This is a genomic window from Anabaena sp. CCY 9910 (assembly GCF_963920875.1).
GTDB lineage: Bacteria > Cyanobacteriota > Cyanobacteriia > Cyanobacteriales > Nostocaceae > Trichormus > Trichormus variabilis.
Genome location: NZ_CAWUDJ010000018.1, coordinates 88,188 through 114,373, shown reverse-complemented (window position 1 = coordinate 114,373; position 26,186 = coordinate 88,188). Strand labels below are relative to the sequence as shown.

21 protein-coding genes and 1 CRISPR repeat array are annotated in these 26,186 nt (G+C 41.8%); of the genes, 10 read left to right on the top strand and 11 right to left on the bottom strand.

All coding sequences use genetic code 11. The features are described from left to right. Positions 1–812: 812 nt before the first annotated feature. On the bottom strand, positions 813–2,726 hold the full coding sequence (locus ACM5QX_RS15425) for a heavy metal translocating P-type ATPase (RefSeq protein ID WP_414754319.1): 1,914 nt from the start codon (positions 2,724–2,726) through the stop codon (positions 813–815). A gap of 123 nt (positions 2,727–2,849) precedes the next feature. Between ACM5QX_RS15425 and ACM5QX_RS15420 the strand changes: the two genes are divergently transcribed. Beyond that, on the top strand, positions 2,850–3,992 hold the full coding sequence (locus ACM5QX_RS15420; protein ID WP_414754318.1) for a precorrin-8X methylmutase: 1,143 nt from the start codon (positions 2,850–2,852) through the stop codon (positions 3,990–3,992). 23 nt (positions 3,993–4,015) lie between these two features. On the opposite strand, the gene ACM5QX_RS15415 is transcribed toward ACM5QX_RS15420, so the two are convergent. Further along, on the bottom strand, positions 4,016–4,303 hold the full coding sequence (locus ACM5QX_RS15415; protein ID WP_414754317.1) for a hypothetical protein: 288 nt from the start codon (positions 4,301–4,303) through the stop codon (positions 4,016–4,018). A gap of 415 nt (positions 4,304–4,718) precedes the next feature. Here ACM5QX_RS15415 and ACM5QX_RS15410 point away from each other — a divergent pair, with 415 nt between their 5' ends. Next, positions 4,719–5,096: a sensory rhodopsin transducer gene (locus tag ACM5QX_RS15410; RefSeq protein WP_011320559.1), complete on the top strand. Its 378-nt coding sequence runs from the start codon at positions 4,719–4,721 to the stop codon at positions 5,094–5,096. A 149-nt stretch (positions 5,097–5,245) separates the two neighbouring features. Here the strand turns inward: ACM5QX_RS15410 and ACM5QX_RS15405 are convergent, their stop codons facing one another. Continuing rightward, the gene (locus ACM5QX_RS15405; protein ID WP_414754316.1) at positions 5,246–6,508 is read right to left on the bottom strand and encodes a sensor histidine kinase; all 1,263 of its coding nucleotides are present in this window, start codon (positions 6,506–6,508) and stop codon (positions 5,246–5,248) included. A gap of 238 nt (positions 6,509–6,746) precedes the next feature. On the opposite strand from ACM5QX_RS15405, the gene ACM5QX_RS15400 reads away from it, so the two are divergent. After that, entirely contained in the window at positions 6,747–7,046 is a 300-nt protein-coding gene (locus ACM5QX_RS15400; RefSeq protein WP_011320561.1) for a 30S ribosomal protein PSRP-3, read from the top strand. Positions 7,047–7,168: 122 nt separating this feature from the next. Here the strand turns inward: ACM5QX_RS15400 and ACM5QX_RS15395 are convergent, their stop codons facing one another. Then, positions 7,169–8,851 (bottom strand): protein kinase domain-containing protein, encoded by a 1,683-nt coding sequence (locus tag ACM5QX_RS15395; RefSeq protein WP_414754328.1) that lies wholly within the window; start codon positions 8,849–8,851, stop codon positions 7,169–7,171. A 578-nt stretch (positions 8,852–9,429) separates the two neighbouring features. On the opposite strand from ACM5QX_RS15395, the gene ACM5QX_RS15390 reads away from it, so the two are divergent. Continuing rightward, the gene (locus tag ACM5QX_RS15390; protein WP_414754315.1) at positions 9,430–12,495 is read left to right on the top strand and encodes an EAL domain-containing protein; all 3,066 of its coding nucleotides are present in this window, start codon (positions 9,430–9,432) and stop codon (positions 12,493–12,495) included. A gap of 321 nt (positions 12,496–12,816) precedes the next feature. Next, a CRISPR array of direct repeats spans positions 12,817–15,116; the repeat unit is 37 nt; unit sequence GTTGCAACACCACATAATCCCTATTAGGGATTGAAAC. A 60-nt stretch (positions 15,117–15,176) separates the two neighbouring features. Here the strand turns inward: ACM5QX_RS15390 and ACM5QX_RS15385 are convergent. Both ACM5QX_RS15385 and ACM5QX_RS15380 read right to left on the bottom strand, forming a co-directional pair. Further along, on the bottom strand, positions 15,177–15,470 hold the full coding sequence (locus ACM5QX_RS15385) for a hypothetical protein (RefSeq protein ID WP_414754313.1): 294 nt from the start codon (positions 15,468–15,470) through the stop codon (positions 15,177–15,179). An 83-nt stretch (positions 15,471–15,553) separates the two neighbouring features. After that, positions 15,554–15,754 carry a hypothetical protein gene (locus tag ACM5QX_RS15380; RefSeq protein WP_414754312.1) on the bottom strand — a complete coding sequence of 67 codons (201 nt, stop codon included), beginning with the start codon at positions 15,752–15,754 and terminating at the stop codon, positions 15,554–15,556. Positions 15,755–15,898: 144 nt separating this feature from the next. On the opposite strand from ACM5QX_RS15380, the gene ACM5QX_RS15375 reads away from it, so the two are divergent. Beyond that, entirely contained in the window at positions 15,899–16,123 is a 225-nt protein-coding gene (locus ACM5QX_RS15375; RefSeq protein WP_414754311.1) for a hypothetical protein, read from the top strand. Between the two features lie 243 nt (positions 16,124–16,366). Here ACM5QX_RS15375 and ACM5QX_RS15370 read toward each other — a convergent pair whose 3' ends face one another. Beyond that, positions 16,367–17,278: an AraC family transcriptional regulator gene (locus ACM5QX_RS15370; RefSeq protein ID WP_041456325.1), complete on the bottom strand. Its 912-nt coding sequence runs from the start codon at positions 17,276–17,278 to the stop codon at positions 16,367–16,369. A gap of 188 nt (positions 17,279–17,466) precedes the next feature. Here ACM5QX_RS15370 and ACM5QX_RS15365 point away from each other — a divergent pair, with 188 nt between their 5' ends. Continuing rightward, positions 17,467–17,871, top strand: coding sequence for a thiol-disulfide oxidoreductase DCC family protein (locus ACM5QX_RS15365; RefSeq protein WP_414754327.1), 405 nt, complete (start codon positions 17,467–17,469; stop codon positions 17,869–17,871). A 137-nt stretch (positions 17,872–18,008) separates the two neighbouring features. On the opposite strand, the gene ACM5QX_RS15360 is transcribed toward ACM5QX_RS15365, so the two are convergent. Continuing rightward, positions 18,009–18,440: a hypothetical protein gene (locus tag ACM5QX_RS15360; RefSeq protein WP_414754310.1), complete on the bottom strand. Its 432-nt coding sequence runs from the start codon at positions 18,438–18,440 to the stop codon at positions 18,009–18,011. A 135-nt stretch (positions 18,441–18,575) separates the two neighbouring features. After that, positions 18,576–19,124, bottom strand: a complete 549-nt coding sequence (gene cobU, locus ACM5QX_RS15355) for a bifunctional adenosylcobinamide kinase/adenosylcobinamide-phosphate guanylyltransferase (RefSeq protein WP_414754309.1) — start codon at positions 19,122–19,124, stop codon at positions 18,576–18,578. A gap of 208 nt (positions 19,125–19,332) precedes the next feature. On the opposite strand from cobU, the gene ACM5QX_RS15350 reads away from it, so the two are divergent. The 4 genes from ACM5QX_RS15350 (at position 19,333) to hpsU (ending at position 22,779) form a co-directional block, all read left to right on the top strand. Further along, positions 19,333–20,127: a hypothetical protein gene (locus ACM5QX_RS15350; RefSeq protein WP_414754308.1), complete on the top strand. Its 795-nt coding sequence runs from the start codon at positions 19,333–19,335 to the stop codon at positions 20,125–20,127. 149 nt (positions 20,128–20,276) lie between these two features. Beyond that, on the top strand, positions 20,277–21,218 hold the full coding sequence (locus ACM5QX_RS15345) for a glycosyltransferase (protein WP_414754307.1): 942 nt from the start codon (positions 20,277–20,279) through the stop codon (positions 21,216–21,218). A gap of 20 nt (positions 21,219–21,238) precedes the next feature. Further along, the gene (locus ACM5QX_RS15340) at positions 21,239–22,180 is read left to right on the top strand and encodes a glycosyltransferase family 2 protein (RefSeq protein WP_414754306.1); all 942 of its coding nucleotides are present in this window, start codon (positions 21,239–21,241) and stop codon (positions 22,178–22,180) included. Between the two features lie 35 nt (positions 22,181–22,215). After that, a complete protein-coding gene (gene hpsU, locus ACM5QX_RS15335; protein ID WP_414754305.1) occupies positions 22,216–22,779 on the top strand; it encodes a hormogonium polysaccharide biosynthesis acetyltransferase HpsU in 564 nt (187 codons plus the stop codon). 142 nt (positions 22,780–22,921) lie between these two features. Here hpsU and ACM5QX_RS15330 read toward each other — a convergent pair whose 3' ends face one another. Beyond that, the gene (locus tag ACM5QX_RS15330; protein ID WP_414754326.1) at positions 22,922–23,722 is read right to left on the bottom strand and encodes a DUF928 domain-containing protein; all 801 of its coding nucleotides are present in this window, start codon (positions 23,720–23,722) and stop codon (positions 22,922–22,924) included. Positions 23,723–23,807: 85 nt separating this feature from the next. Then, the gene (locus tag ACM5QX_RS15325; RefSeq protein ID WP_414754304.1) at positions 23,808–26,150 is read right to left on the bottom strand and encodes a CHASE2 domain-containing protein; all 2,343 of its coding nucleotides are present in this window, start codon (positions 26,148–26,150) and stop codon (positions 23,808–23,810) included. Positions 26,151–26,186: the final 36 nt, after the last annotated feature.

The following is a 26,186-nucleotide window of genomic DNA, read 5'->3' as shown; positions in this document are numbered from 1 at the left end:
AGAATTCACTTAACGTTTCTAAACATATCATCATTCATTGATTATTGCACATCTTTTTTACAAGAATTTCCGAAAATTTTTATTAAACACTTCATAATCTTTACTTAAAATAGTCTTATAGTTACTCACGTCAGCACAAAGTTCAGCAGTTGTATTCGCTTACTAAATGAATAGTAATCAAATCTAATTGCTGTCAAATAGGCACAAATTAGGAAAATTCTCAGGACAAAACAGCCTCTAATCTTAATAGAAAATTAGGGCTTGATGGAGAAAGGTAGCCGCTAGGTGTGCTAACAAAATAGCAGTCCAAATTCTTGAACATATCTACTTTTGTCAGGTCAGCAGAAATATTCTTAGTACGCTAATATGCCTCTAAATTGCATAACTAACAATTAGGTGCTGTTAACTGTCAACAGCCCTCACGATGGATTATGCAACTTAAAAAACAGAATAGCTTAGTCACTGAATCTTAAAGTTCTACAAAATCATGTAATAAAGCTTCATACAATAACTCTCATTTTTTATTTAGCGGTATTCAGGTAAATCCGCAAAAAGAACGAATTTACGAGCATTAAGAGCAAATATTGAGCTAGGGCAGCCATTTCCACTCCCCGGATAGCTTAATCTATGCTTTACATTTCTCAATGTAACATCGTTTATAAAATAATGCACTTAGTCAAAAGATACATTTTGCTAAACAAGGGATTAATATAAAAAATTTCCCAGGAAGATCATATTTTTTTAAGCAAAAGTACTTATTGACAAAGTGACTTAATAAGTAGCATTGGAAGTTGAAATTAATTTTTCTTCAATTACTTCAGTAATCGTAAACCACTCAGGGTAACTAACACAGTGGAACCTTCATGGCCAATAACGCCGATGGGTAAGTTAATATTGCCGAGAAAAATGCCAATTAACAATAGACCAATAAAACCCAGAGCTACAACTATATTTTGCTGGATAATGCTATGCGATCGCCTACCCAATTTCATAGCTACATCAATCTTCTCTAATTTATCAGCCATCAATACAATATCTGCCGTTTCCAAAGCCACATCACTCCCAGCCACCCCCATTGCAATCCCTACAGATGCTTGAGCCAAAGCTGGTGCATCATTAATCCCATCCCCCACCATCGCCACTGTTTGATACTTTTGCTGCAAGCTGCGAATGACATCTAATTTATCTTCAGGTAAAAGTTCGGCAAATACTTGATCAATCCCCACCGCTTGAGCTACACTCTCAGCCGTGCGTTGATTATCTCCCGTAATCATCACAATTTGTTCTATACCCAATTTCCGCAACCTGGCAATAGTCCCAGCCGCTTCTGGTCTAATCATATCTGCAATGGCAATTATACCTATTACCTCATACTCATCCCCTTGGGCTACCCAAACCACGGTTTTTCCCTCATCTTCCAACGATGGCGCGACCTCCAGTAATTCCTGTGGTAACTTATTTACATACTTCTGGATAAAAGCCATATTCCCCACAATTACTTGTTGCTCATGAGCAGTACCCACAATTCCTTGCCCTGGTATCGCTTGTACCTCCGTTGCACGTACCCACTCTAAACCGCTAGCTGCTTGGACAATGGCTTGAGCAATGGGATGTTCTGAGGATGACTCTAGGGATGCCGCTACTTTTAAAACACTTGTCTCTGTGTAATTACTAGCGGCAATCACCTGAGACACCTGCACTTGTCCTGTAGTGAGAGTACCAGTTTTATCAAAGGCGATCGCTCTGACTTTACCAATATTCTCCAACTGCGCCCCATTTTTAAACAAAATCCCCTGTCTTGCACCATTGGCAATACCCGATAATAATGTAGGCATAATTGCCGCCATCAATGCACAGGGAGAAGCCACCACCAAAAAAGTTAAGGCGCGATAAATTGTTGTTTCCCAGTCCCAACCCCAAATAAATGGCGGTAAAGTTGCCAATAACATCCCCGCAATCACAATTACCTTTGCATATCCCCTTTCAAACCCCTCAATAAACTGTTGGGAGGGAGGCGCTTCCGTCTGTGCTTGTTCTACCAGACGAATTACCCGTTGAATTAAACTACTAGCGGCTGGTTTGTGTACCTGTAACTTCAACGCCCCATAACCATTAAGTGTCCCCCCAAACACTTCCTCACCTACCGTCTTTTCAACGGGTAAAGACTCCCCCGTAATCGCCGCTTGATTGATGGTGCTGTAACCAGACACAATCACCGCATCGGTAGGAATCAACTCACCCGGCTTGACGACAATCTCATCTCCCACTTGCAATTGACTGATAGCAATAGTTTCTTCCCCAGTTTGATTGACAATCGTAGCGGTATCTGGTGTCAAACTCATCAAACTGCGGATACTCCTCTCCGTGTGGCGCATAGCGTAACCTTCCAATGCACCACTGATGGCAAAAATGAGAATTAAAATAGCCCCATCAATAATTAAATGATATTCCCTCCGCCACAAACCCAAACTTGCTGCACCAAGGGCTGCAACAATCATCAGCAAATCTACATCCAGTTCTTTTTCCTTAATCAGCGTCGTCAGTCCCTCACGGGCGCTTTCATAACCACCAATCACATAAGCCGCAGGTAAAAACAACAACGCGAAACCCAACCAACCCAAATGCAAAGCGAACCATCCGAAAAATAACAGCACTCCACAAAGCAAAGCAGCTAAGGTGTCGGTGTGTTCTTTGGTGAATTGGTGAATACGTTGGGGGTAAAGCATAGAGTTGCATCAGTCAGGAATACCTTTACCCTAAACCTTGACATTGATGTTAATGTCAAGCATATGGGGAATATATGAATCACGCAGAGGCTGAGAAGCGTAGAGAACAAGGTGGCGTAAATTATGAATTCTGGTTGCTTAACAATTAAAGAACTCACCCAAGCCGTAGGCGGTGGGATTACTCCCCGGATGGTGCGACATTACCATGAGCTAGGGTTGTTACCGCAACCTGAGCGATCGCCTAGCAATTACCGCCTCTACACCCAACAAGACGTTATCAGGTTGCAGCGAATTGTCGCTTTGAAACAGCAAGGATTCCAACTTAACCACATCCGCCACATTTTGGAGATGGAACCAGAAGCAGACACCAACGCCAATTTTATGGCACAGTTACAACAACAATATCGCTCAGTCATGCAGCAAATCGCCCAGCTGCGACAAACAGCATCAGCTTTAGAGGGATTATTAGGACGCGATCGCCATTGTCAAATTATGCAGGCGGAAGTATTGGCACAAGTCAAGTTATTAGAGGTGGAAACGCAAGTTGGATTAGGGGGATTGGAAAAACTTTGGCATGGTTTAGACGCAGAGGTACATACCCACCCAGAAGTATTTGCCGAATCTTTGCAACATATCTTACCTGATTTATCCGGGCGATCGGAAATTGAACAACACCTAATTTCTCAGTTAGTTTTGGCTTGTGGTGATGTGAGTTTGGTATCTTTTATCAGGGTAGATAAAGGAGCGATCGCCGCCAGCCGTCAAGCCCTTTCCTCTGCTTGCGAGATTGTCGTCGATATCCCCACCATTGGAGCAGCGATAGATCAAACAAGATTAATTCATTTAGGCTGTAAAGTCACCACCTTAATTGATAATCCCCATATCACCACAGCCATCGAGGCAGAAAAGGAATTTTGGCAGCATCAAGAGTGGCGCGAGAGATTAGCCAAAGCAAGTCAAGGCTGCATATTGGTGATTGGTTACGCACCTTCTGTACTTTTAGAAGCCTGCACCCTGATTAACCAGCAAAAAATTCAACCTTCATTAGTTATTGGAATGCCCATTGGCTTTAGTCATACTCCCGCCGCCAAAAGACAATTAATGCAACAAACATCACCTTTTATCACTATTGAGGGAACCATCGGCGGAGGATTGCTGGCTGCTACTGCCCTCAATGCTTTGGTTGAATCATTAATTGAAAAGCCAAATTGTCATTGTTATTTAAATCTAACTGACGAATTTTCCCAAGGATATCAAGTGAAATAATCATTGTCCTAGTTTCATTTTGTCTATCTCCTATGCTGTTTAGAATTTCGTCTCAAGTAGACTCCTACAAAACCTATAACAGCCGCAATAGTAAGTAAAATCCAAGGATTAAAAACAATCACAAAACTAGTACTCTGTTCATACTGCCAACGCAATAACCATAATGGCTCATTCCCAATATTGAAAGAAGGCACTCTCAAAACAGACAACAATACAAGCAGCAACAATGCCAACGCATTCAAACCCAGGAATGTTGATAAAGTAATTTTGAACCAAAGCCAGAAAAGCTTATATGTTTTTTCTGTTGACATATTTTCCCTAATTGAAAATTAATACAAGATTTATTTATTTACGCCGTTATACTGACAAATATAATGTTTTTAGTTTGCGGTGGAAATGTGAATATAAAATGACAAATTGCTCCGCGATGGTACAAACACCCAGATTCATCTGTAGAGTTAATCCAATATCCAACAGCCAAAATTGTTTGATAGCAAGTTTCATTGGGCTAGATGCGTCACTTTCTAGTCACATTTTTTTATCATGCTAAAAACTAACCATCATAAGGCTATGAACTAGCGACAAAAAACCAATATTTATATCTTGGGAAAACCACTGGCGATCGCTTTGCGGAAAATACTTCACAGTTTATAAAAAAAATTACATTGTTTGCTAACTCAAGACAACCACAATCACGCAGAAGAGTTTGATATTAGGGGGTAATAAATGAGTCTATCAATTGGACGTACTTGCTGGGCGATCGCTGAAGGTTACATTCCACCCTACAGTAACGGGCCAGAACCTCAGTTTATCAGCCATGAGACCGTGTGCATCCTCAATGCTGGCGACGAAGATGCTCATGTAGAAATCACAATTTACTATAGCGACAAAGAGCCAGTAGGAGCTTATCGGTTAACAGTACCTGCACGCCGCACTAAACACGTCCGCTTTAATGACCTGAATGACCCAGCACCGATTCCTCATGACACTGATTTTGCCAGTGTGATTCAATCAAATGTGCCGATTGTTGTTCAACATACTCGCCTAGATTCACGACAGGCGGAAAATGCTCTGCTTAGTACTATTGCTTACGCTAATACTTAATAAGCTGTTACGCATTTAAATTGTATATTTCGCACTCAGGTTGTCAAAAGTCAAAAGTCCAGAGTCCAAGCTAGCCTTTGACTCTGGACTCTTGACTATGGACAGCCCTGACGCAAGAATATTTGATCCGGGTGCGTATCAGTTTAACTCTATTTCAGAGGTAATAAAACTTGAAAAGTTGTACCTTTATTTACTACACTGTGAACATTAATCTTACCGCCATGAGATTGGATAATTTGTTGGGTAATAGCTAATCCCAAACCAAATCCACCAGTCTTACGAGAACGCTTTTTATCTACACGATAAAATCGTTCAAAAATATATGGCACATCATTTTGAGGAATGCCAATACCATTATCTATAACTTGGAGTGCAGCCCAATTTGACTGAGTAAATAGCTGTAACTCAACCTGACCACCTTCAGGAGTATATTTACAAGCATTACTCAGTAAATTAATGACTGCTTGACGGAGTAGATTAGCATCTCCAAGGACGCTGATACGATGATTTGGCAGCGTGAAAAGTAACTTGATATGTTGTGTTTCTGGATGGGTAAGAAAATCATCTTTGATTTGCAAAAGTAAAATTTTTAGGTCAACGGTTTGCAAAGATTCGATGGGTATACGCCCTTGATAACGTGCTAAAAATAACAAATCATTGACTAGGACACTCATTGATTGGGCAATATCAAAAATCTTTTGTAGGCGCTGACGTTGGGTTTCTGGGTCAGTAGATTTTGTTAGTAAGCCATACTGGGCATTACTGACAATAGCAGATAGAGGCGATCGCAATTCATGGGAAGCATCAGCCGTAAACCGTTGGAGATAATCGTAACTTTGGCGAATTGGCTGCATCGCCACTCCCCCCAGCCACCAACCAGTCAAAGCGATAATTCCTAAGGTAATGGGGACTGAAATAGCCAAAACCAGCCGAAACTCAGCTAAAGCACCTTCCGTATCTGTCAATGGCATTGCAGCCTGCATATAGCCAATTAATAAACCATCCTGGTAAACAGGCAAAGTTACCTGACGCAACCATAACTCCCTATTAATTTTGATAGTATTAAATCCACTAGCAACTAACAGGCGATCGCTCGGAGTCTCACCAAAAAACTGCACTAGTCGCTTCTGCTCATCATACCAACCTGCATACACTAATTGACTATCTGGCAGTGGTTCTACCTTCGTTCCCAACAGAGGTACTTTGTCCAAATCTACCCTGCGCTGACGATTGTGCAGTTCTGACTTCACACTTGCCGCCATTACGGTGGTTTTTTTATACAGTAATTGGTCTAGTTCCTCTAACTCATCTACAACCTTCACATAATAGACCGCAGCCGCAAACACAACTAAAATACCCCCCATTGCGAGGGTGAACCAACTGGCAAGATTGCGACGACTGCGATGAAACATAATTGGTCAGTTGTTAGTTGTCAGTTGTCATTGGTTACTCTCCCCCGAAGTTCGCCCGGTTCGCGTAAGCGTCTCGTAAGAGAGGGAAACCCTCCTTACGACTTCTCTTCCTGCTCCCCCTCGCCTAGCAATTTTGGGTTGGTGAGCTACTAGTTTGGTCAACTGGTAAGGTATTGAGTTAAAATAAGCGATCGCAAACTTAATTAATTTAGTACCCGGATATTGGCCGGAGGTGTGATTGTCCAAGTTTATTTTAAAAATTCTTTGGCTAGACGAGAACGTAGCTCTGGCTGTTGATCAGGTGGTAGGCAAAGGTACTAGTCCTCTGACGAAGTATTTCTTCTGGCCTCGTAATGATGCTTGGGAAGAGTTGAAAAAAGAACTCGAATCCAAACACTGGATCAGTGATTTAGATCGCGTCGAATTGCTCAATAAGGCAACAGAAGTGATTAACTACTGGCAAGAGGAAGGCAGAAACCGTCCAATGGCAGAGGCTCAGTTAAAATTTCCTGAAGTTACCTTTACAGGTAGCGCTTGATTTAATGATGCTAGTGCAGGAAGGCGTTAAGCCTTCATACACTAACTATCATAAAAAACTTTAGGGTAAAGGGTAGTATTGTTACTGAGTACTTAGTACTCAGCACTCCTTACTCTTGCGATTCAATGTTGCTGTATTACGAGTTGCCACAATTTGATGGTCTTGTCCCTGCTGCTACTAGCAATCATTTGGGCAACAGGGTTAACAGCAATAGCACACACTGAGTCTAAATGACTGGCAAGAGTCACAATTTCTTCTGTTGTGCTTACCTTCCACAACTTGATGGTTTTATCCCAACTGGCACTAATTAGTGTTTTGTTATCGGCGGTGAAAGTCACTGCAACTACAGACCAGGAATGGCCTAAAAGAGTGTCGATTAGCTGACCAGTGTTGATATCCCACAATTTTATAGTATTGTCATCGCTGCCTGTTGCCAAAATTTTGCCATCTGGACTAAAAGCGATCGCCAAAACCGCCCTTGTATGACCTGAAAGTGTTTTGAGTAAGGTATATCTTGGGTGGTTTTGTGTTATCTGCCATAGGCGAATTGTTCTGTCAAAACTGGCGCTGGCTAAAATCTCTCCCTGGGGACTAAATGCTACTGCACTCACTTGTAATTGGTGTGCTTTGAAGGCATAAATTTCTTTACCAGTGGTGACATCCCACAGTTTGACTTGCTTGTCCCAACTCCCACTGGCGAGAATTTGCCCATTAGGACTAAAACTTACAGATTTGACAGGGTTTGTATGTCCCTTTAAGGTGAAAACTTCACTAGATGTTGGCAGATGCCACAATTTGATGGTTTTATCGTCGCTAGCCGTGGCTAAAATTTCTCCCAGGGGGCTAAAAGTTACTGAGGTGACAGCTTGAGAATGTCCTGAAAAACAGGTGACTAACTTTTGTGTGTTTAATTCCCACAATCTGATGATTTTGTCATCACCACCACTAGCCAGTATATTGCCGTCAGGGCTAATGGCTAGAGAGTTAGTACAATTATCTCCTGTGAGGGTATTTAGGCATTGCCACGGGGATAGTGGGGGTAGGTAATGTATTATTTTACCTTCTATACCCATTACCTGCATCACTGCATCTGCTGATTGAAAGCGTTGATGAACTGATTTTTGGATAAGTTTGTTGAGTATTTTAGTTAGGCGATCGCTTATCTTAGTTGTCAGATATTGTTGCCACACCCAACAATCGTTAGGAATATCGAATAAATCAAAGGGCGACACCAGGGTAAGTAAGTGGATGCAGGTCACCCCCAAACTATAAAGGTCGCTGGCGAATACTGCTTTACCTTTGATTTGTTCTGGTGCAGCATACTCAGCACTACCAACACCCTGTAAATCACTTACTTGGTCAGTCCTTGAGACAATCTGCATATGACCAAAATCCACCAATACCAAATTTGTAGAAGTTGGTGTCAGTCGTCGGATAATATTGGCTGGTTTCACATCACCGTGGATCAATTGGCGATCGCTCATCCATTTCAGGATTGGCAATAAATTAGTTAAAAGTTGCCAAATTTGAGTTTCATGGAAAGTGCCTTCTTCCTGAACCACCTGCGCTAAACTAGCACCAGCAATAAATTCCTGTACTAAATAATAGTTATCTTGATCCTGAAAATAAGCTAATAAAGTTGGTAGCTGTGGATTTTGACCCAATTTTTTAATATATTTAGCTTTTTGCCCAAAAATGTCAGATATTTTTCCATTATCAGAGAATTTCTGCACAACACAATAAACTGGTGGAGATATACCTTCATCCACAGCAAAATAGGTTTGGCAAAATCCCCCTCGACTCATTAAATTTATTAAACGATAACGATTTTGTAAGAGATTTAAAATAGTCAATTCCTATTCCCTATGACTTTGTTAGTTTTGAGGTTGTGTAGTTAGCACTTCAGTGCTGAGGAAATTATGACTCAAGTCCTGACGACGAAATAGCTTACCCATCCAGTAATGTACTGCTTGGGAAAAATCCCACCCTGGGTTTTTAGCTCATATCTTTAAAGAAATGTTACAGTTATATATGAAGTTTCAGTAAAAAATATGACTGCATCTATCAAAAGGAGTAACATTAACAATAGTTTAATAATTTGCTTTGACAATTAAAAATTTAGTGTTCAGCAATCACTGTATAGTTAGCACCAAATAACTATGTAGCTTTTAGTTTCGCATAGATTATCAAAGATTATTTCTCAGTAAAAACATTTAATCGTTTGCAGAAATAATTGTATTTTATACAAAAATGAATAAGCAATTACCGCTATTCTAGATCGCTGGCGTACAAGCGTACAAACACTATCAAATAAAGCGTCAGAGCCTTTTACAGAAGTGGCATTTTTAATTAAACTTCCTCAGCAATTTACAAAAATCTGACAATGGTTTTTACGCGTGGCAAAGTGTACAAAAATCATCTGGATCTTCAGAAAAACAAAGGTTTTCCAACGCCAACAAAAGATTCTATCAGTGAATGCGAGGCTGGAAATTCAGACTTTACACCAGAATTTCAGTCTTATGAAAAGTCCATATTAGACTTGCAAGAAATAATTAATTTATTAGCTGAAATCAACCCATTTCCCGTAGCAATTATTGGTTTAGAAAGCCATCAAATTTTATTTAAAAATAAGCTGGTTGATAACCCGGTATTGCAGCAACTAATTCCCGATTTTTTAGCTGATTCAGATTTATGGACTCAGTTAAATAGCAAGTTAGCAAATGACAATTTCATTAGTAAATTGGCGCTAGAAATCAAAAGCAGCAATGAAACCCGTTTTTCAGCTATAATTTCTGGAAAATTGGTTAATTATGAGCATAAACGGGCAGCATTCTTGGTATTTACAGATGTAAATACCGTTATGGGAGCTAGCGAGGAACAACAAAAAGATACATTAGAAAAACTAGAACTTAGCAATTTAATCACTGATACGAGTGATAGCCAGCGATTACCTACGATAAAACATAGTCCGTGGCCTGCTCCCTCACATTTGATGGAACAGGCGTTAGCTGCTATCAGTAATGGCATTGTGTTGACAGATGCCAATCAACCAGATAATCCAATTATCTATGTAAATCAAGCCTTTGAAGCCATGACTGGCTACTCGGCTGGTGAAGTTATTGGGCAAAACTGCCGATTTTTACAAGCTAATGAAACAGACCAGCTAAGCCTTAGTGAGTTACGTTCTGCCCTCCAAGAAAAAAAAGAATGCCATGTTGTCATCAAAAATTTCCGTAAAGATGGCACCGAATTTTGGAATGAACTTTATATTGCACCTGTATTTGACAGTTGTGGGCAGTTAACTCATTTTATCGGCGTTCAAAATGATATAACTCATCACCTACAGGCATTAGAGACATTACAAGAGCAAAAAGAACAGTATCGTCGCATTGTAGAAACGGCCAGTGAAGGAATTTGGCTACTCAATGAAAATAACGAAACTACCTTCGTCAATCAACAGATGGCGAGTATGTTGGGTTACACCATTGAAGAAATGCTCGGTGCCAGCTTGTTTTCCTTTATGGATGCCGAAGGTTTAGATATAGCTCAAGACTTACTATTAGGCCGTCAGCAAGACATTCAGGAGAAACACAACTTTAAATTCCGTTGCAAAGATGGCTCAGACTTATGGGCAATTCTTTCCTGTACGCCATTCTTAGATGAGCAAGGAAACTATACTGGCGCGTTGGGAATGTTAACTAATATTAGCGATGTCTACGACGAGCTGCGCTTACGCAAACAAGCAGAAGCTTCATTGCAAGAAAGCAAAGAACGTTTAGACGGAATTTTAAATTCCCTGGAAGTTGTAATCTGGTCAATTGCCGCCGATACTTTTGAGATGCTTTATCTCAATTCTGCCGTAGTTCAAGTTTACGGCCGTTCCGTTGATGAATTTTACGATAATTCAAAGCTGTGGTTTGAGTTAATTCACCCAGAAGACCAGCAAAGGGTGAGTCAATCAATCAAACCATTATTGGCGAATGGTAGCCACGAATTAGAATACAGAATCCTGCGGCAAGATGGACAGGTACGCTGGCTTTATAACCACAGTCATGTGATTTATGACGCTGTTGGTCAGCCAATTCGTATTGAAGGTGTTGCTACGGATATTACTGAGCGGAAAAACATGGAAGAGCGACTAGTCTACCATGCTTTTTACGATGATCTGACTGGATTGCCCAACCGAGTTTTATTTATGGATCGGTTAGCGCAAACCATCAACCAAGCCAAAGAATCCCCCAATGATCTATTTGCCGTACTATTTTTGGATCTTGACCGTTTTAAAGTTGTGAATGATAGTTTGAGTCACTTGGTGGGTGATCAGCTACTAGTGAGTTTTGCCCAACGCTTACAAAGTTGCTTACAGCCAGAAGATACTCTGGCTCGTTTGGGTGGAGATGAGTTCACAATTTTACTATCTCACATTCAATCTATCGATGATGCCACCCGTATAGCCGAAAAGATTCATCAGGCACTCAAGTTACCATTTAACTTGAGCGGATATGAAGTATTTACAACTGTCAGCATTGGCATTGCTTTCAGCACAAATGATTATGTCCAAGCCGCAGATTTGCTGCGAGACGCTGATACTGCGCTTTACTGCGCTAAGGAGCAAGGTAAAGCTTGGCACATAGTATTTGATTCTACTATGTATGACCGAGCCGTAGCTCTGTTGCAGTTAGAAACTGATTTGCGTTGGGCGATCGCCAGACAAGAGTTGTATGTTGTCTACCAACCCATTGTCTCAGTAGCCACAGGTAAAATTACCGGATTTGAAGCATTAGTTCGCTGGGAACACCCAGAAAGAGGACTTATTTCACCAGTCGAGTTTATTCCTGTAGCCGAAGAAACAGGATTGATTATTCAGATTGGCCAGTTTGTTTTGCGGGAATCTTGCCAACAATTAAAACAATGGCATTTAGAGTTTCCTGAGTTCCAGCATTTGAGTATCAACGTCAATCTTTCCGGTAAACAGTTTTCCCAACCATATTTAGTCGAAGAGATTGAGCAACTGTTACAAGAATTTGAGCTAGACCCTAACAGCATCAAGTTAGAAATTACAGAAAGCGCCATTATGGCTAGTCCTGAACAAGCTGCTACCATTCTTCAACAACTAAAAACTTTAGGGATTCAGTTGTGTATTGATGACTTTGGTACGGGTTATTCATCTTTAGCTTATTTACATTGTTTTCCTATTGATGTTTTAAAGATTGACCGTTCTTTTACGAGGCGAATTGATAGCGATAGTGAGCAATTGGCAATTATCCGTGCTATTGTCACACTTGCCCGTAACTTGGAAATGAGTGTAGTGGCTGAAGGTGTAGAAACAGTAAACCAGTTGGTACAATTACAGTTATTAAAATGTGACCAAGCCCAAGGGTATTTGTTCTCAAAACCTTTAAGTAGCGACAAAGTTAGCTTGTTATTAGCTGCAAAAACACAATATTAGAACACAAAATCTTGGCTTATCCGCCATATTCAGTTTGGAATCAGAAAATTTTACGGAAACAACGAGCGATCGCGTCAACCTATAGGTGTTTTCCCGTTAACCTCAATTTTTATGGCTGAATGCCTTATCCTCTATAGCTTTGAATGCAGTTGACCTCTTGCAAAGGTTGACGCAAATCCTGAAAACCTTGCTATGACTAATTTCCAGAATTTCTTCCTATTCTTCCTCTTGACAACCCAAGGTCTGAAAAGCTATCTTTGCCACAGGTTAACGCAACTGAACCTTGAAAACCAAATACAGCAATACTTTCGCAACTAGCCGGTTGCAACACCACATAATCCCTATTAGGGATTGAAACGTAAGTACCTTCTGATAGTTTTGCATTGATTTCAGAGTTGCAACACCACATAATCCCTATTAGGGATTGAAACATACTCCCTTTGTATCTTGTAAATGGTACTAGAGTAGGGTTGCAACACCACATAATCCCTATTAGGGATTGAAACAGGTGCTGACTCTATTGAAACAGTTGTTAGTAACGCAGTTGCAACACCACATAATCCCTATTAGGGATTGAAACATCGTAACGCCAGTGGTGCAAGTGTAAAACAAGTTCCGTTGCAACACCACATAATCCCTATTAGGGATTGAAACAGGTAGAGAACAGGTAGAAAAATAGTATGCCAGCAGTTGCAACACCACATAATCCCTATTAGGGATTGAAACTTCAGCGTGGCATTAATGACCAGCAAAACTCTTTTCAAAGTTGCAACACCACATAATCCCTATTAGGGATTGAAACAGCATAGCGCCCATAGGAAGCAATGCGACAGTTGTTGCAACACCACATAATCCCTATTAGGGATTGAAACTGCTACTAACCGTCCTCCAGCAACTTCTTCCGCCAATCGTTGCAACACCACATAATCCCTATTAGGGATTGAAACGATAACCTGCAAAACTACGGAGGGCTGCATCTAAGTGTTGCAACACCACATAATCCCTATTAGGGATTGAAACAGCGCTTAGGATTTTATCTTCTCCCGCCCAAGAGTTGCAACACCACATAATCCCTATTAGGGATTGAAACAGTTAATAGATTCTCTTGAAAAACGCAAAGATTTGAGTTGCAACACCACATAATCCCTATTAGGGATTGAAACAAGTAATGCCCAATTAATAAACCTAAAAACCCTAAGTTGCAACACCACATAATCCCTATTAGGGATTGAAACTCTATTGTGAGTTTTTCATCATCCGTAAGCTCTTTGTTGCAACACCACATAATCCCTATTAGGGATTGAAACGAGAGAAAACCTACTTCTACTGTGGTACCAGCTAAGGTTGCAACACCACATAATCCCTATTAGGGATTGAAACGCAACTCACCCTCACCCTCACCCTCACCCTCACCCTCAGGTTGCAACACCACATAATCCCTATTAGGGATTGAAACTTAAAGCTGGTATTGGTATTGTTGGAAGTCAGGTTGCAACACCACATAATCCCTATTAGGGATTGAAACATGAAAAAACTTTTCAAAAATTGTTTTTTAGTTGCAACACCACATAATCCCTATTAGGGATTGAAACTTTTTCGATGATTTGGGCTGCTAAAGCGTCAATGTTGTTGCAACACCACATAATCCCTATTAGGGATTGAAACAGACCACACATTCCCGATTCAGCTTGGCTAACTATTCAGTTGCAACACCACATAATCCCTATTAGGGATTGAAACATTATGGCAGTGGTTGCATACTGGGAATGTTGAGTTGCAACACCACATAATCCCTATTAGGGATTGAAACTACGGTCTTCCTGGTAAAGGTAAAACTCAATTCTGTTGCAACACCACATAATCCCTATTAGGGATTGAAACCGGCGGCAGTCGAGAAAAGACCACGCCTTGGTCTTTTTTGTTGCAACACCACATAATCCCTATTAGGGATTGAAACATAGCCTAGCTGAGTTATCTGATTCCCGATCTTGTTGCAACACCACATAATCCCTATTAGGGATTGAAACAGACTGGAAGTATTCTGATAGGTCTATGACGGACTGGTTGCAACACCACATAATCCCTATTAGGGATTGAAACTATATTTCTGTTGTCGCTTGGGGTTGAGGCGAGAGGGGGAGGGGTTGCAACACCACATAATCCCTATTAGGGATTGAAACTTGTCATTCGTAGTTGGTTTAACTGATTCTGCAATTGCTCAAGTTGCAACACCACATAATCCCTATTAGGGATTGAAACAAAACATACGAAAATTTAATCAAAGAAAACGCTGTGTTGCAACACCACATAATCCCTATTAGGGATTGAAACTAGAACCTCCGATTTCACATAGATGGACTGCTTTAGGTTGCAACACCACATAATCCCTATTAGGGATTGAAACCCTAAATATAAAGCGGCCCTAGAAGACGGGAACTTTATGTTGCAACACCACATAATCCCTATTAGGGATTGAAACATGAAGTTGCGCGAGGAAACCGAACAATCTTTCGTTGCAACACCACATAATCCCTATTAGGGATTGAAACTAGTTCCAGAGGACTGTTTGCCCGTAATCTAGCAGGTTGCAACACCACATAATCCCTATTAGGGATTGAAACTTTCATTAATAAGTTTTTCTTTTGCGATCGCCGAAGGGGATGCGGCGAAGAAACGGGCGGTTAATCTTTTGAGTCTATAAGTGATAGCATCTTATCCTTAACTGAACACGCGTCTGCACCACAATAGTAAAATTGTTGGTGCCTCAAATCTCCAATGTAATAACCTGCTTGTCCACCACCGACGCGAAACAATTCAGTTGCTATTTTTTCGCGGGAAATTTCGTATTTACGGATAGCAAATTCCAGATCAGGTGGTTCACCAGTAGGGTTGTAGAAAGATTCTCCTCTAATGTGTTGCCATTGCCCGTCTTCGTTGCAGAAAACTCTGAGATAATCAGGAATACAAATATCCATACACTAACCTACAGTGTTAACCTAGATTAAAAGGAGGCTGGCAGCCCCTAGTGGGGCTAGAGGCTGCACTAGCTAGACGCTAGTTACGGGTCAAGAGAGTCCGAGCCTTCGGAATCCGATTCATCAGATTCGGATTCCTCTATCTCTTCCTGAACATCTTTGGAGTACATCACGTCCTCACGTTCGCCCGTTTCCGGGTTGACGCGGTAGTAAACATCTTCCGCAACGTGTTCAAACTCGACTTTGGGTTTGTAGTCCCCGTATCCGTTGCCGGATTGCGTCATTAGACCTCCTTTAGTTGTCTAGGTACTGTGTAGAGATTTTATTCTCTACTTTTTTAGTATATCCCGGTTAACCGGGAATATCAATGATTGACCAAGGTTTTTTCCAGAGTTAAAATGAAGTAGAAGCCCGGTTAACTAGGCAAAATGAGTAACCCCAATCCGATACAGAGTGAAAGCTTCAAAGAACAGCAATTTAAAGGATACACAGAAGAATTAACAGAGCCACTGGCGAAGAAGGTAACGGGAGTCAAATTACCTCAAAGTGTTCATGATGCGCTTGCTGGGCTGCCTTCTGAAGAAAGGGTTAAATATTTACGGCGTGTTATTTCTGAAGCTGTCAAACGGGATTTGATTGTTCCTCCTGTTTAAATGGGAAAATTTCACTCTCCACTATCTTGAATCTTTTTGCTTAGTCTAGCCGCGATTCGCATCCGCTAAATATTCTTCCGACTCCTTGTCAACCGCCACCGCGTGAATTTTGATTTCATCTAGTTGCAACACCACATAATCCCTAATAGGGATTGAAACAATATGAAATTTCCAACTCTTTATCCTCTCTGCGTCTGTGCGTGATAGAAATCATGCCGCATTGATGCAACGCCCAAGCCCCGATTAAGTCTTGACTTGTTCCCTGTATACCCTGGGTGTAATACCCATGAGTTTACGAAATACATTTGTGAAGTGGCTTTGGCTTTGAAAGCCGACTTGGGTACATATTTGCTCTATGGTTTTGTTAGTGCTACCCAGTAACTTTTTTGCGCGTTCAATTCGGCAGTTCATGACATATTGATGTGGTGCGAAACCAGTTGATTGCTTAAATTGGCGCGAAAAGTAATACATACTCATTCCTACTGCTGTGGAAATATCAACCAAAGTCAGATCTTGATCAAGATTTTCATGAATGTAGGAAATTGCTTGTCTGAGTTTCCAGTGCGAAAGTCCTTTATGATGATGGTCGTCAAGGATGGTTCCACCTGTTACACAATAGTGTTTGAGTAGGTGAATACAAAGCGTAGTCGTCAGAGATTCAATGTAAATGCTACTTCCTTTATGCTCAGATTCTAGTTCTGTTTGAAGTGCTAGCCCAATTTGTTGAATTAAAGGATCTGGTGCAGCAAAACGAGGTTTGATTTCAATTTTCTGTAAGTCTCCAGCTTCTATGACCATACGTGTAAAAAAAGCTGGTTCCATGCTGAGGACGAGAAATTTTGCTTCTGATTGCCAGCGTGATATGTGACGAGTTTGGGCAGGAATGATTGCCACATCGCCCTTAGCTATGTTCTCATACTGCAAACGCCCATCAAGTATGCGCTCTGAACGGACTATTTGCTGCTCTAAACTAACAGTGAGGACGTGTTGCTGTGGGCTGTGTTCTGGAGTTTCATGACCGGGCTGTTGGTGAACATCTAACCGTAGACCTTGCCATTGGGCATGATAACTAGAAACCAGGGGCGATCGCGGTAGAATTTCTGTATAGGCATCTTCTTGAGTAAAATCAACGCTTAAGATTTTCTCTTCCGACATCATTCTCACCCCAAGGTTTTTGGGTTTTGGTGTAACAGTATATTCAGTATTTCAGACTGACTAAATGCGCCAAAAATCAAGTTAGTAAAAGCAATTGGCAATTTAACTGAAATTTACTGAATAAATACTATATTAAAATACTTTGTGTACTTAATACTTAAATCAATACAGAAATAGTTATGAGTTCAATAAATTACTACGTTGTCTATGATGGCAATTGTAATCTCTGCGTTACTTTAGTCAGATTGCTAGAAACCTTAGACCAAGGCAAGATTTTCCATTATATCCCCATGCAGGATGAGCAGGCGATCGCTCATTGGGATATTACGCCCCAAGGTTGTGAACTAGGAGTGATTTTAATTGATGCTAAGGAGCCGCAACGACGCTGGCAAGGAAGCGACGCTGCTGAAGAGATTGGTCGTTTATTGCCCCTTGGGAGTATTTTTGTTGATGCTTATCGAGCTTTACCGGGGGTGAAATGGGTGGGCGATCGCGTTTATGCCCAAGTCCGCGATCACCGTTATACTTTGTTTGGTCAGCGTTCTTGTACTTACCATTCACCATATAAAACGGCTCAGGGGACTTCCAGATAAAAAGATATCCCAAATGTAGGGTGCGTCAGCGGGAGAAAACCTAGCTGTATCAAGAAAATATTCATACTGACGCGCCCCACTAACTACTTAAAGGGTAATAAGTAATTGCTTACCCATCACCCATTACCATTATTAATTCATTGCCTAGCAGTAGACAAATTCCCTAAAAGCCGATTCCGAATTACTTTTAATTGCTCTTGGTTACTGATGGGGGATCGTGGTGTGGGTAGTTCAGTATTCGGCCAGCCCGGTAAACTGCCACAAGGACAGGATAAGGGAGGCATACCGAGATTCCGCATCGGTACTGGCATGGCACAACGACCGCAAGCTATCATCTCCCATCCGGGGGTTAGCAGATCGGCAATAGTTTCTTCAGTTCCTTCTAGATAACAGTCACCAGTTGAGGGTGAGAGAATCTTTTGCCAACAGTCTTCAAATTCTTGACTATAGCGATCGCCTTGGAATATAGGTTGAGGCAACAAGTGTGTCCCCTCATGACCGACCACTACTTTCTTACCCAACTGAAACCAGTAGGCAAGATATGTTCTTACTTCTTCTTTGGTTGCCATACCACGATCTTACAATCGGTATTAGGGAATTTTGCAGACTAACTACTTAATTTTCTATTAAGAAAGTGTCTGACTTTGCACAACAAAATAATAATCAAGTTCTCTTAATAATTTTTAATTAATTCTTAATCATTCTTAGTCTGTTGAGTCTGGTAATCGTGTACCCAAAGCGGTGAGATTGAGTGCATAACCGCCAGTCACTAAGTAAACGCTGTCGCACATCCCACCTAATTGGCGGACTAAAGCACCAAGGCGATCGCGGAATTTCCTGCCTAAAGGGTATGCTGGCACTATACCCCAACCAGTTTCTTCCGCCACAAACACCATATCAGCCGCAACTAGCTGTACTGTTACCAAAAATTCGGCTACGGTACTTGCCCAACTGACTTCATCTTGTTCTAAAAGATTCGCTACCCAAGTTCCCAGAGAATCCACCAAAACACAACTGTTAGCCTTGGTATCTGCCAGAGTTATAGATAATGTAGTCGGAACTTCTAGGGTTACCCAATCTTGAGGACGACGGTTTTGATGCTGTTGAATACGTTCTTGCCATTCTGCATCATCTGGGTTATTGGTTGCCGTAGCCACGTAAATAACTGTTTTCCCGGACTCCCTTGCCCAAGTCTCCGCCCATTCACTTTTTCCAGACCTAGCAGGCCCCGTAATTAAGATCACTTGTCCCAAAGTTGTTTCCTCAATTGATTTGTCGCCCTACACCCCTACACCCCTACACCCCTTACTTGAAAAAATTTAGTGTAAATAAATAACTTTTAAGAGATAAAATTATCACCAGCATTATTTATGCCAAAATTGGCACAAGCTAAAAAATCTTAACACCCCCATTTTCAAATATTAAATAGCTTTGGGGAACGTAGATTTGAGGAATAGGTATATGAAAGCAGGCATAAAACGCATTGAAGCAACTTTACATGATTTGGGGACAAAGGACACTGCTGCGACAGAAGTAAGTGATTCTACAAAACGTCCACTATCTTTTAGGATTAGTGTTGCAGGTAAAGACACAGCCGAAAGTGAAGGTAATAGCCCAGAACAGACACAAAATCTGGACATAGATACCCCGGTTGAGTATGCGCCTGAACAGAATTTATTTCCCCACCATAGTTCTGTGCAGACTTTTCCGGCACAGGAGGGGCTAGGCAAAACACCAAGCTTGCCAAAATTTAAGACACCTACCTTCAGTAGTCATCGCCACGGCGCAAACCCGGCGTTGGCGATGAATATGTTGCAAGAAATTCAAGAAATAGTTGCTGGTTGGCAGCAAGAACTACACCATATATTACAACAAATTCAAGATATTTACTTAGAAGGGCCAATTGTTAATGGTTGGTTAGAATCCAATCCTAGCGAACCTGAAGCTGCTGGTACTGCTACGTTACGCCATGCAGAAGTCGATCGCCTGATGAATTACGTAGAAGAAATTTGTGCTAATGATGGGAAAGTACCTCATCAAGCACCGCGTACTGGTTATCATCTTTGTGGGTTGGATAATTCTGGTAGAGTTTGGTCACGCCCATGTCCAGCAGATCAGTTGGCTAGTGTGAGTATGGCGATCGCTCGTTACCAAAAATTACGGCAATTTTTGGGACGTAAGCAATATCTGGAAACTCGTCTCAGTCAACTAGCTGAAACCCTCGTAGTTTTACATAGTCACATTCAACAGACATGAAATTCTCACATTATTTCCGCAAAAACGCGGTTGGTAAGGAGGAAAGCTAAGTATAGATTAAGTTTCAGTAGTTAAAGGCAAAACTGACTGACTTCGAGTTAAATTAATTACGAATGACGCAGCGAACGTAAAATCCACCATCAATAACCATGCCAGATCCGCAAATCTCTGCCATTATCTGTACACACAATCGAGATACCTATCTAGGTGCAGCGATTGATAGCTTGTTGGTGCAAGATTTTGCTGGTGAGTTTGAAGTTGTGGTTATAGACAACGGATCTAGCGATCGCACCCGTGAAGTAGTCGAGCAAAGAACCGGTGATCCTCGTTTAAAATATGTCTTTGAACCCACCATTGGTTTATCTGTAGCCAGAAACACTGGTGCTAAATTTGCTAGCGCCGAAATTCTGGCTTACTTGGATGATGATGCAGTTGCTAGTACTCGCTGGTTACAGGTATTGTACACTGCCTATCAAAACTATCCTCAACTAGCGATCGCTGGTGGTAAAGTCACTCTCCTATGGCCTCCAGATACCCAGCCACCAAGGTGGTTATCTCCTGGGTTAGCAGGAAACTTGGGAGCCTATGACTTAGGAGACAAAGTGATTTACATTCAACAACCAGGCTTAACACCAAGGGGATTGAATTACTCCATCCGCCGGACTTTTCTCGAAGAAATTGGAGGTTTTGACCCTCAACTTGGTCGCATCGGCAAAAACCTCCTATCCAATGAGGAACTACAAATGACAGAACTAGCCCTCACAGGGGGTTGGCAAGTTGCTTACCTTCCAGAAGCTTTGGTTGCTCACAACGTTGCCCCAGAACGCCTCAATCGCTCCTGGTTTTTAAATCGGGGTTGGTGGCAAGGAATTAGTGAGTGTTATCGAGAACAACTATCAGGGAAAGCCGGTGTTGGACAGTTATCAAGGGGTGGCGAACGGTTAGCGCGTGGCTTGTATAAAGCATTCCGCTATTTTTCTAATCCAGCAGAACGTTTTGATAACTTAGTATATGCTTATGGTCAAATAGGTTACTTAAATGCTGTCCTTCAAGGTTTGCTGTTTACAGCTAATAATAAAAGTAGTCAATAGTCCCTTAAACTAAATTATATATGTCTGCCAAAGTTCCCGTTTCTGTACTCATTCCCGCCAAAAATGAACAGGCAAATCTGCCAGCTTGTCTTGATAGCCTACAAAGAGCAGATGAGATATTTATTGTAGATTCTCAAAGTACTGATAAGAGTATTGAAATTGCCAAAAACTATGGTGCAAATCTAGTACAGTTCTACTTTAATGGACGCTGGCCGAAAAAGAAGAATTGGTCTTTAGATAATCTGCCATTTCGCAACGAGTGGGTATTAATTGTAGATTGTGATGAACGTATTCCCAATGAATTGTGGGATGAAATCGCCCAAGTAATCAAAACAGAAGAATATACAGGTTACTATCTCAATCGGCGTGTATTTTTCTTAGGTAAATGGATTCGCTATGGTGGCAAGTATCCTGATTGGAATTTGCGGTTATTTAAGCATAAATTAGGTCGCTACGAAAATCTGCATACCGAAGATGTACCAAATACTGGTGATAACGAAGTTCATGAACACGTTGTTATGCAGGGTAAAGTTGGTTATCTCAAAGAAGATATGCTCCATGAAGATTTCCGCGACATTTACCACTGGTTAGAAAGACACAATCGTTATTCCAACTGGGAAGCTCGCGTTTATTACAACCTGATTACAGGTCAAGATGATAGGGATACGATTGGAGCCAATTTATTTGGTGAAGCCGTACAACGCAAGCGCTTTCTCAAGAGAGTCTGGGTACGTCTGCCATTTAAGCCACTCTTAAGGTTTATTTTGTTCTACGTTATTCGCTTAGGTTTTTTAGATGGTCGAGCCGGATATATTTATGGCAGGCTACTCAGTCAATATGAATATCAAATTGGCGTTAAACTCTACGAATTACGCAATTGTGGTGGTACATTAAATACTGCAAATAATTCTAATTCTATCCCGCCATCTCTCACCCAAGAAATCGAGAAATCTACAACTTAGAAGATTTGGGAGATATGACTAATGACTAATGACTAATGACTAACGACAAACCCTTTGTAGATTTACGCCAGTACGACCAATCTTGGTTTGATCGGGGGCGTTCAGCTTGGTATGTTTTGTTATGGTGGTTGGTGCAGGCGATCGCATTTCCTCTGACTCCCCATCCTTCTAGTAACATACGTTGTTGGCTCTTACGTCTGTTTGGTGCGCGGATTGGTAAAGGTGTGGTAGTTCGTCCCACTGCACGTTTCACCTTCCCCTGGAAAGTTACCATCGGGGATTACAGTTGGGTTGGCGATGATGTAGTTTTCTACAGTCTAGATGAAATTCACATCGGGCAACACTGCGTAATTTCACAGAAAAGTTACTTATGTACAGGTAGCCATGATATCCAAGACCCTACATTTAGATTAAAGGTAGCAGGGATTACTATTGGTAACGGTGCTTGGGTCGCTACAGATTGTTTCATCGCGCCAGGGGTGGAAATAGGAGCTAACGCCGTGATTGGCGCTCGCAGCAGTGTTTTTACTAATATGCCGGCTGGGCAGGTTTGCTGGGGTAGCCCTTGCCGTCCTCAGCATCCCAGGTTGAAGGAGTGAGGGCAGAGGGAGCAGGGGAGCAGAGGGAGCAGAGGGGGCAGGGGGACAACTTACTTCAAGATTTTCGCCCAGTCCCCAATCCCCAATCCTCATTCCCCAGTCCCCAATCCTCAGTCCCCAGTCCCCAGTCCCCAATCCCCAACTAAAGTTTATGGGAAACCATAGGTTTGGTTACAATGTCACCCAAGCTAATGCTGGTGAGTAATTGCCGCCAATTTTCTTGGATGGCTGGGTCTTGAGGATTTGTTTGCAGCATCTGAAACAGTGTGTTGGCTGCCTCGAACCAAATGCCATTTTCCCCATAGATGGCTACTTGTTGTAACGGTGATGCTGTTTCCAGTTGCTTGGTAGTTTCGGGTGTAAGCTGGACTCTTTGAACGACTCCTTCAACATAAATTGGGGGTGCTGGCTTTTGTTGGTCGCATTCTACGGTGAAAAACCAACGATATTGCTTATCTACAGCTAAACCGGCAACATCCGCAGGCAGAGAAACGCTAATAATTCCTGGTTTTTCAGGTAGAGCGATCGCCTTTTGGTAAATAATATTTGTATCCTGGTCTTGCAAAACAAATTCTGTCGGATAGCCAGAATCTTTGGCATACGGCACATAAAACAAAAATGTCGGATGCGCCTTTGTGGTCAATCCCCAAACATTGGTGATTGTAGGAGCATCTTGAGTGAATGGTACTAAAGCGGTGAGTTGAGGTTCAACAGATGGGCAAGTACCCCGTTTAGCACCACCACGAACACGCCCACCAGGACGACGTTCTGAATTAGGTAGAGGTGGTTGAACAAAGGTATTTTTTTTGTGAGCAGTACTTATATTGTTATTGTTACGTGGGTTAACAGGTGTCGTTGCTAATACCCCAGAATTTGCGCCTAATAAACTGGTGTAGCCAACAGTTAAGGCTAATAATAGTTGGATCGGTTTTAAAGTAGACATAGTAAGTAAAACCAAATTAGTCAATAGTCAATAGTCAGTTGTCAGTTGTCAGTTGTCTTCCCCTGCTTCCCCTGCTCCCTGCCCCCTATCCCCCCTCTTCCTCTAGAAACTTGGAATTTTGAATTGTAACTAGCGTAACAGTTGATACCAGGGATAAAGCTGATGGGACAAAGGGAACCCAAAAGCCCCAAACTAGCAGGCTCAGACATAATAAGTACAAAACGCTAGAACTAATACCAACTGCTAATGCTAAATGAGGGAGCAAACGCCATCTCCAAGCTAGGAATCCTCCTAATCCAGCCCAAATTCCAATCCAGATTATTTCTAACCCAGGCAACCAAACCCTCAACAGAGAGCGTCCATCTAAAACAGCACTAATAATCTGGCTAACCATGTGAGCTTGTACCATGACTCCGGGCATTTGCTCATCTAGAAGATGGCCGTATGGTGTAGCCCAATAGTCGGGAAAGTCGCCTTTGGCTACCACGCCAATGAGTATAATCCGGTCTTTAATGGCGTTGGGATTGATAGGACTAGATAAAAGTTGGGTAAGTGTCACCTGTTCGGCGATTTTCTTGGCGGCGCGATAGTTTAGTAAGATTTGACCACCATTGGCATCAATATTTTGATAGGCTCCCATGCGAGACGAAAGGCGATGCAGTACGGTATCACCGAGCTTTAAATTTTTGGTGAATTGTCCAGAGGTAAATTTTGCTTGAATGCCTAAGGAGGATAGATAGCGGAATGCCAATTGAGAACTGAAAGCATAGGACGCAGAACATAATGAGGCTGTTTCTTGACTCATAAACAGGAGATGTCGCCGTACTACACCATCATCATCGTGAACAAAGTCACTAAATCCCAGCCGTTCTTGCGGAATTTCTGGTGGTGATTCAATGCCTTTGATATTTTCGCTGGTATCACTTCCTTTGCATATACCAATTAAATTCTCAGTTTGTCGTAGTCGAGAGATTAACTCTGGTTGTTCGGCATGGAAATCACGATAAATATCTAAGCCAATAGCTTTTGGTTGATACTGGGATATTTTTGCTAGGAGTAAATTAAGTGATTTTTCTGATATGGAGGTACCTTTTAGGTACTCGTTGTTACGTCGCTGATGGGCTAAATCTTCATCGTCAATAGTGACGATTAATATCCGGGGATCGGGGCCTTCGTCGGGGCGCGATCGCATCATCTGATCAAATGCTTGCAGTTCCCCAGTTTGTAAAGCGCCCAAAAACCTTAATCCATAAACTGCGGCGGTCACTAGCAAACTCGAAAATACAGTCCTTTTTAATCCGCGTTTTTTAGAGACTGGTGGGACATCATTAAATATTGGTTGGGTTGGTGGTTCTGTGAGTTCCTCCCAAGTGAGTGGCTTTTGAGCAGGATTTTGACAAATTACTGGTAGCCAAGTCGCACAGGGAAATCTATCTTCTAATCCTTGCAATCGCTCCCGTGCGTGCCGGACTGCTTGGTATAAAGATTCACCATTAGCAAAGCTGAGGAGAAAATATTTTAAAAACTCTTGGGCTACCTGATCGGGAACAGGTTCGCGCATGACAATGATCTGGGGAATGTTTAAATCAGCTAGTTCTTTCGCCAGTCCCAATCCATCGCAAGAGTTGAAAATTGCTAGTTGTAAACCCCTTGCTATCGCTTGTTTAAGGGCATATTTTAATTCACCAATACTGAGGCTATCAGTTTGATTGAGGTAGATTCTGCCAATCCCATCGTCTCCTTGACTAGAACTGTGTCCAGCAAAAAATAAAATATCCCAGCTTTTTCCCCACAAATGATCTGTTAATTCTTTGCGTTGTGGTTCTACTAAAAAGCTAACGTCCGCATTGGGACAATTTTGCAGCATTGCTTGGTCTGCTTGGGTATCAATGCCCTGACTATTACCGACAATCGCCAAAATATTTACAGTTGGACTGGAAGTTCTGCGTTTATGAATTAGCTCATAGCTTGGTGAGGAGAGGGCGATTTCTGCCTTGGGATAGCGTTCGAGTAAATCCCAGATATGCCAAGGTAATCTTTGTAAGTAGCTATTTTCTGATTGTAAAATTACTCTGATTTCATCGGTGGGCTGTAATTTCTCCAGCCATTTTTCCCGTAAGGGTCGAAATTCTTGTGCTTGTAGCCAAGTATTAAAGCGAGCGCGGACAATTAAGGCTAACTCATGACAATCTTGAGTTACTGACACATTTGTAACTTGGATTTTGTCAGCATCTAAACGATAACCATTACCAAGCTGTAGATAGGTGGACTGCCAACGACAGTAGTAAAGTAATATTTCGGGACATGGTGGGAGCTTACCTGTGATTTCCGTCGATGGGCGATCGCTTTCTTCACCAATCTGAAGAGTTACGGTAAACCCCTGCTCAAAACTACCATCTCCAAATTTCAGTACTACTAACTTTGCCATGACCGTCGCTTTGCTCCGATTCCCAACCACTGGAGT

Bases quoted from the DNA above. Each gene is read 5' to 3' on its own strand.
- ACM5QX_RS15425 (WP_414754319.1), bottom strand. From the start codon at position 2,726: ATGCTTTACCCCCAACGTATTCACCAATTCACCAAAGAACACACCGAC.
- ACM5QX_RS15420 (WP_414754318.1), top strand. From the start codon at position 2,850: ATGAATTCTGGTTGCTTAACAATTAAAGAACTCACCCAAGCCGTAGGC.
- ACM5QX_RS15415 (WP_414754317.1), bottom strand. From the start codon at position 4,303: ATGTCAACAGAAAAAACATATAAGCTTTTCTGGCTTTGGTTCAAAATT.
- ACM5QX_RS15410 (WP_011320559.1), top strand. From the start codon at position 4,719: ATGAGTCTATCAATTGGACGTACTTGCTGGGCGATCGCTGAAGGTTAC.
- ACM5QX_RS15405 (WP_414754316.1), bottom strand. From the start codon at position 6,508: ATGTTTCATCGCAGTCGTCGCAATCTTGCCAGTTGGTTCACCCTCGCA.
- ACM5QX_RS15395 (WP_414754328.1), bottom strand. From the start codon at position 8,851: ATGAGTCGAGGGGGATTTTGCCAAACCTATTTTGCTGTGGATGAAGGT.
- ACM5QX_RS15390 (WP_414754315.1), top strand. From the start codon at position 9,430: ATGGTTTTTACGCGTGGCAAAGTGTACAAAAATCATCTGGATCTTCAG.
- ACM5QX_RS15385 (WP_414754313.1), bottom strand. From the start codon at position 15,470: ATGGATATTTGTATTCCTGATTATCTCAGAGTTTTCTGCAACGAAGAC.
- ACM5QX_RS15380 (WP_414754312.1), bottom strand. From the start codon at position 15,754: ATGACGCAATCCGGCAACGGATACGGGGACTACAAACCCAAAGTCGAG.
- ACM5QX_RS15375 (WP_414754311.1), top strand. From the start codon at position 15,899: ATGAGTAACCCCAATCCGATACAGAGTGAAAGCTTCAAAGAACAGCAA.
- ACM5QX_RS15370 (WP_041456325.1), bottom strand. From the start codon at position 17,278: ATGTCGGAAGAGAAAATCTTAAGCGTTGATTTTACTCAAGAAGATGCC.
- ACM5QX_RS15360 (WP_414754310.1), bottom strand. From the start codon at position 18,440: ATGGCAACCAAAGAAGAAGTAAGAACATATCTTGCCTACTGGTTTCAG.
- ACM5QX_RS15350 (WP_414754308.1), top strand. From the start codon at position 19,333: ATGAAAGCAGGCATAAAACGCATTGAAGCAACTTTACATGATTTGGGG.
- ACM5QX_RS15345 (WP_414754307.1), top strand. From the start codon at position 20,277: ATGCCAGATCCGCAAATCTCTGCCATTATCTGTACACACAATCGAGAT.
- ACM5QX_RS15340 (WP_414754306.1), top strand. From the start codon at position 21,239: ATGTCTGCCAAAGTTCCCGTTTCTGTACTCATTCCCGCCAAAAATGAA.
- hpsU (WP_414754305.1), top strand. From the start codon at position 22,216: ATGACTAACGACAAACCCTTTGTAGATTTACGCCAGTACGACCAATCT.
- ACM5QX_RS15330 (WP_414754326.1), bottom strand. From the start codon at position 23,722: ATGTCTACTTTAAAACCGATCCAACTATTATTAGCCTTAACTGTTGGC.
- ACM5QX_RS15325 (WP_414754304.1), bottom strand. From the start codon at position 26,150: ATGGCAAAGTTAGTAGTACTGAAATTTGGAGATGGTAGTTTTGAGCAG.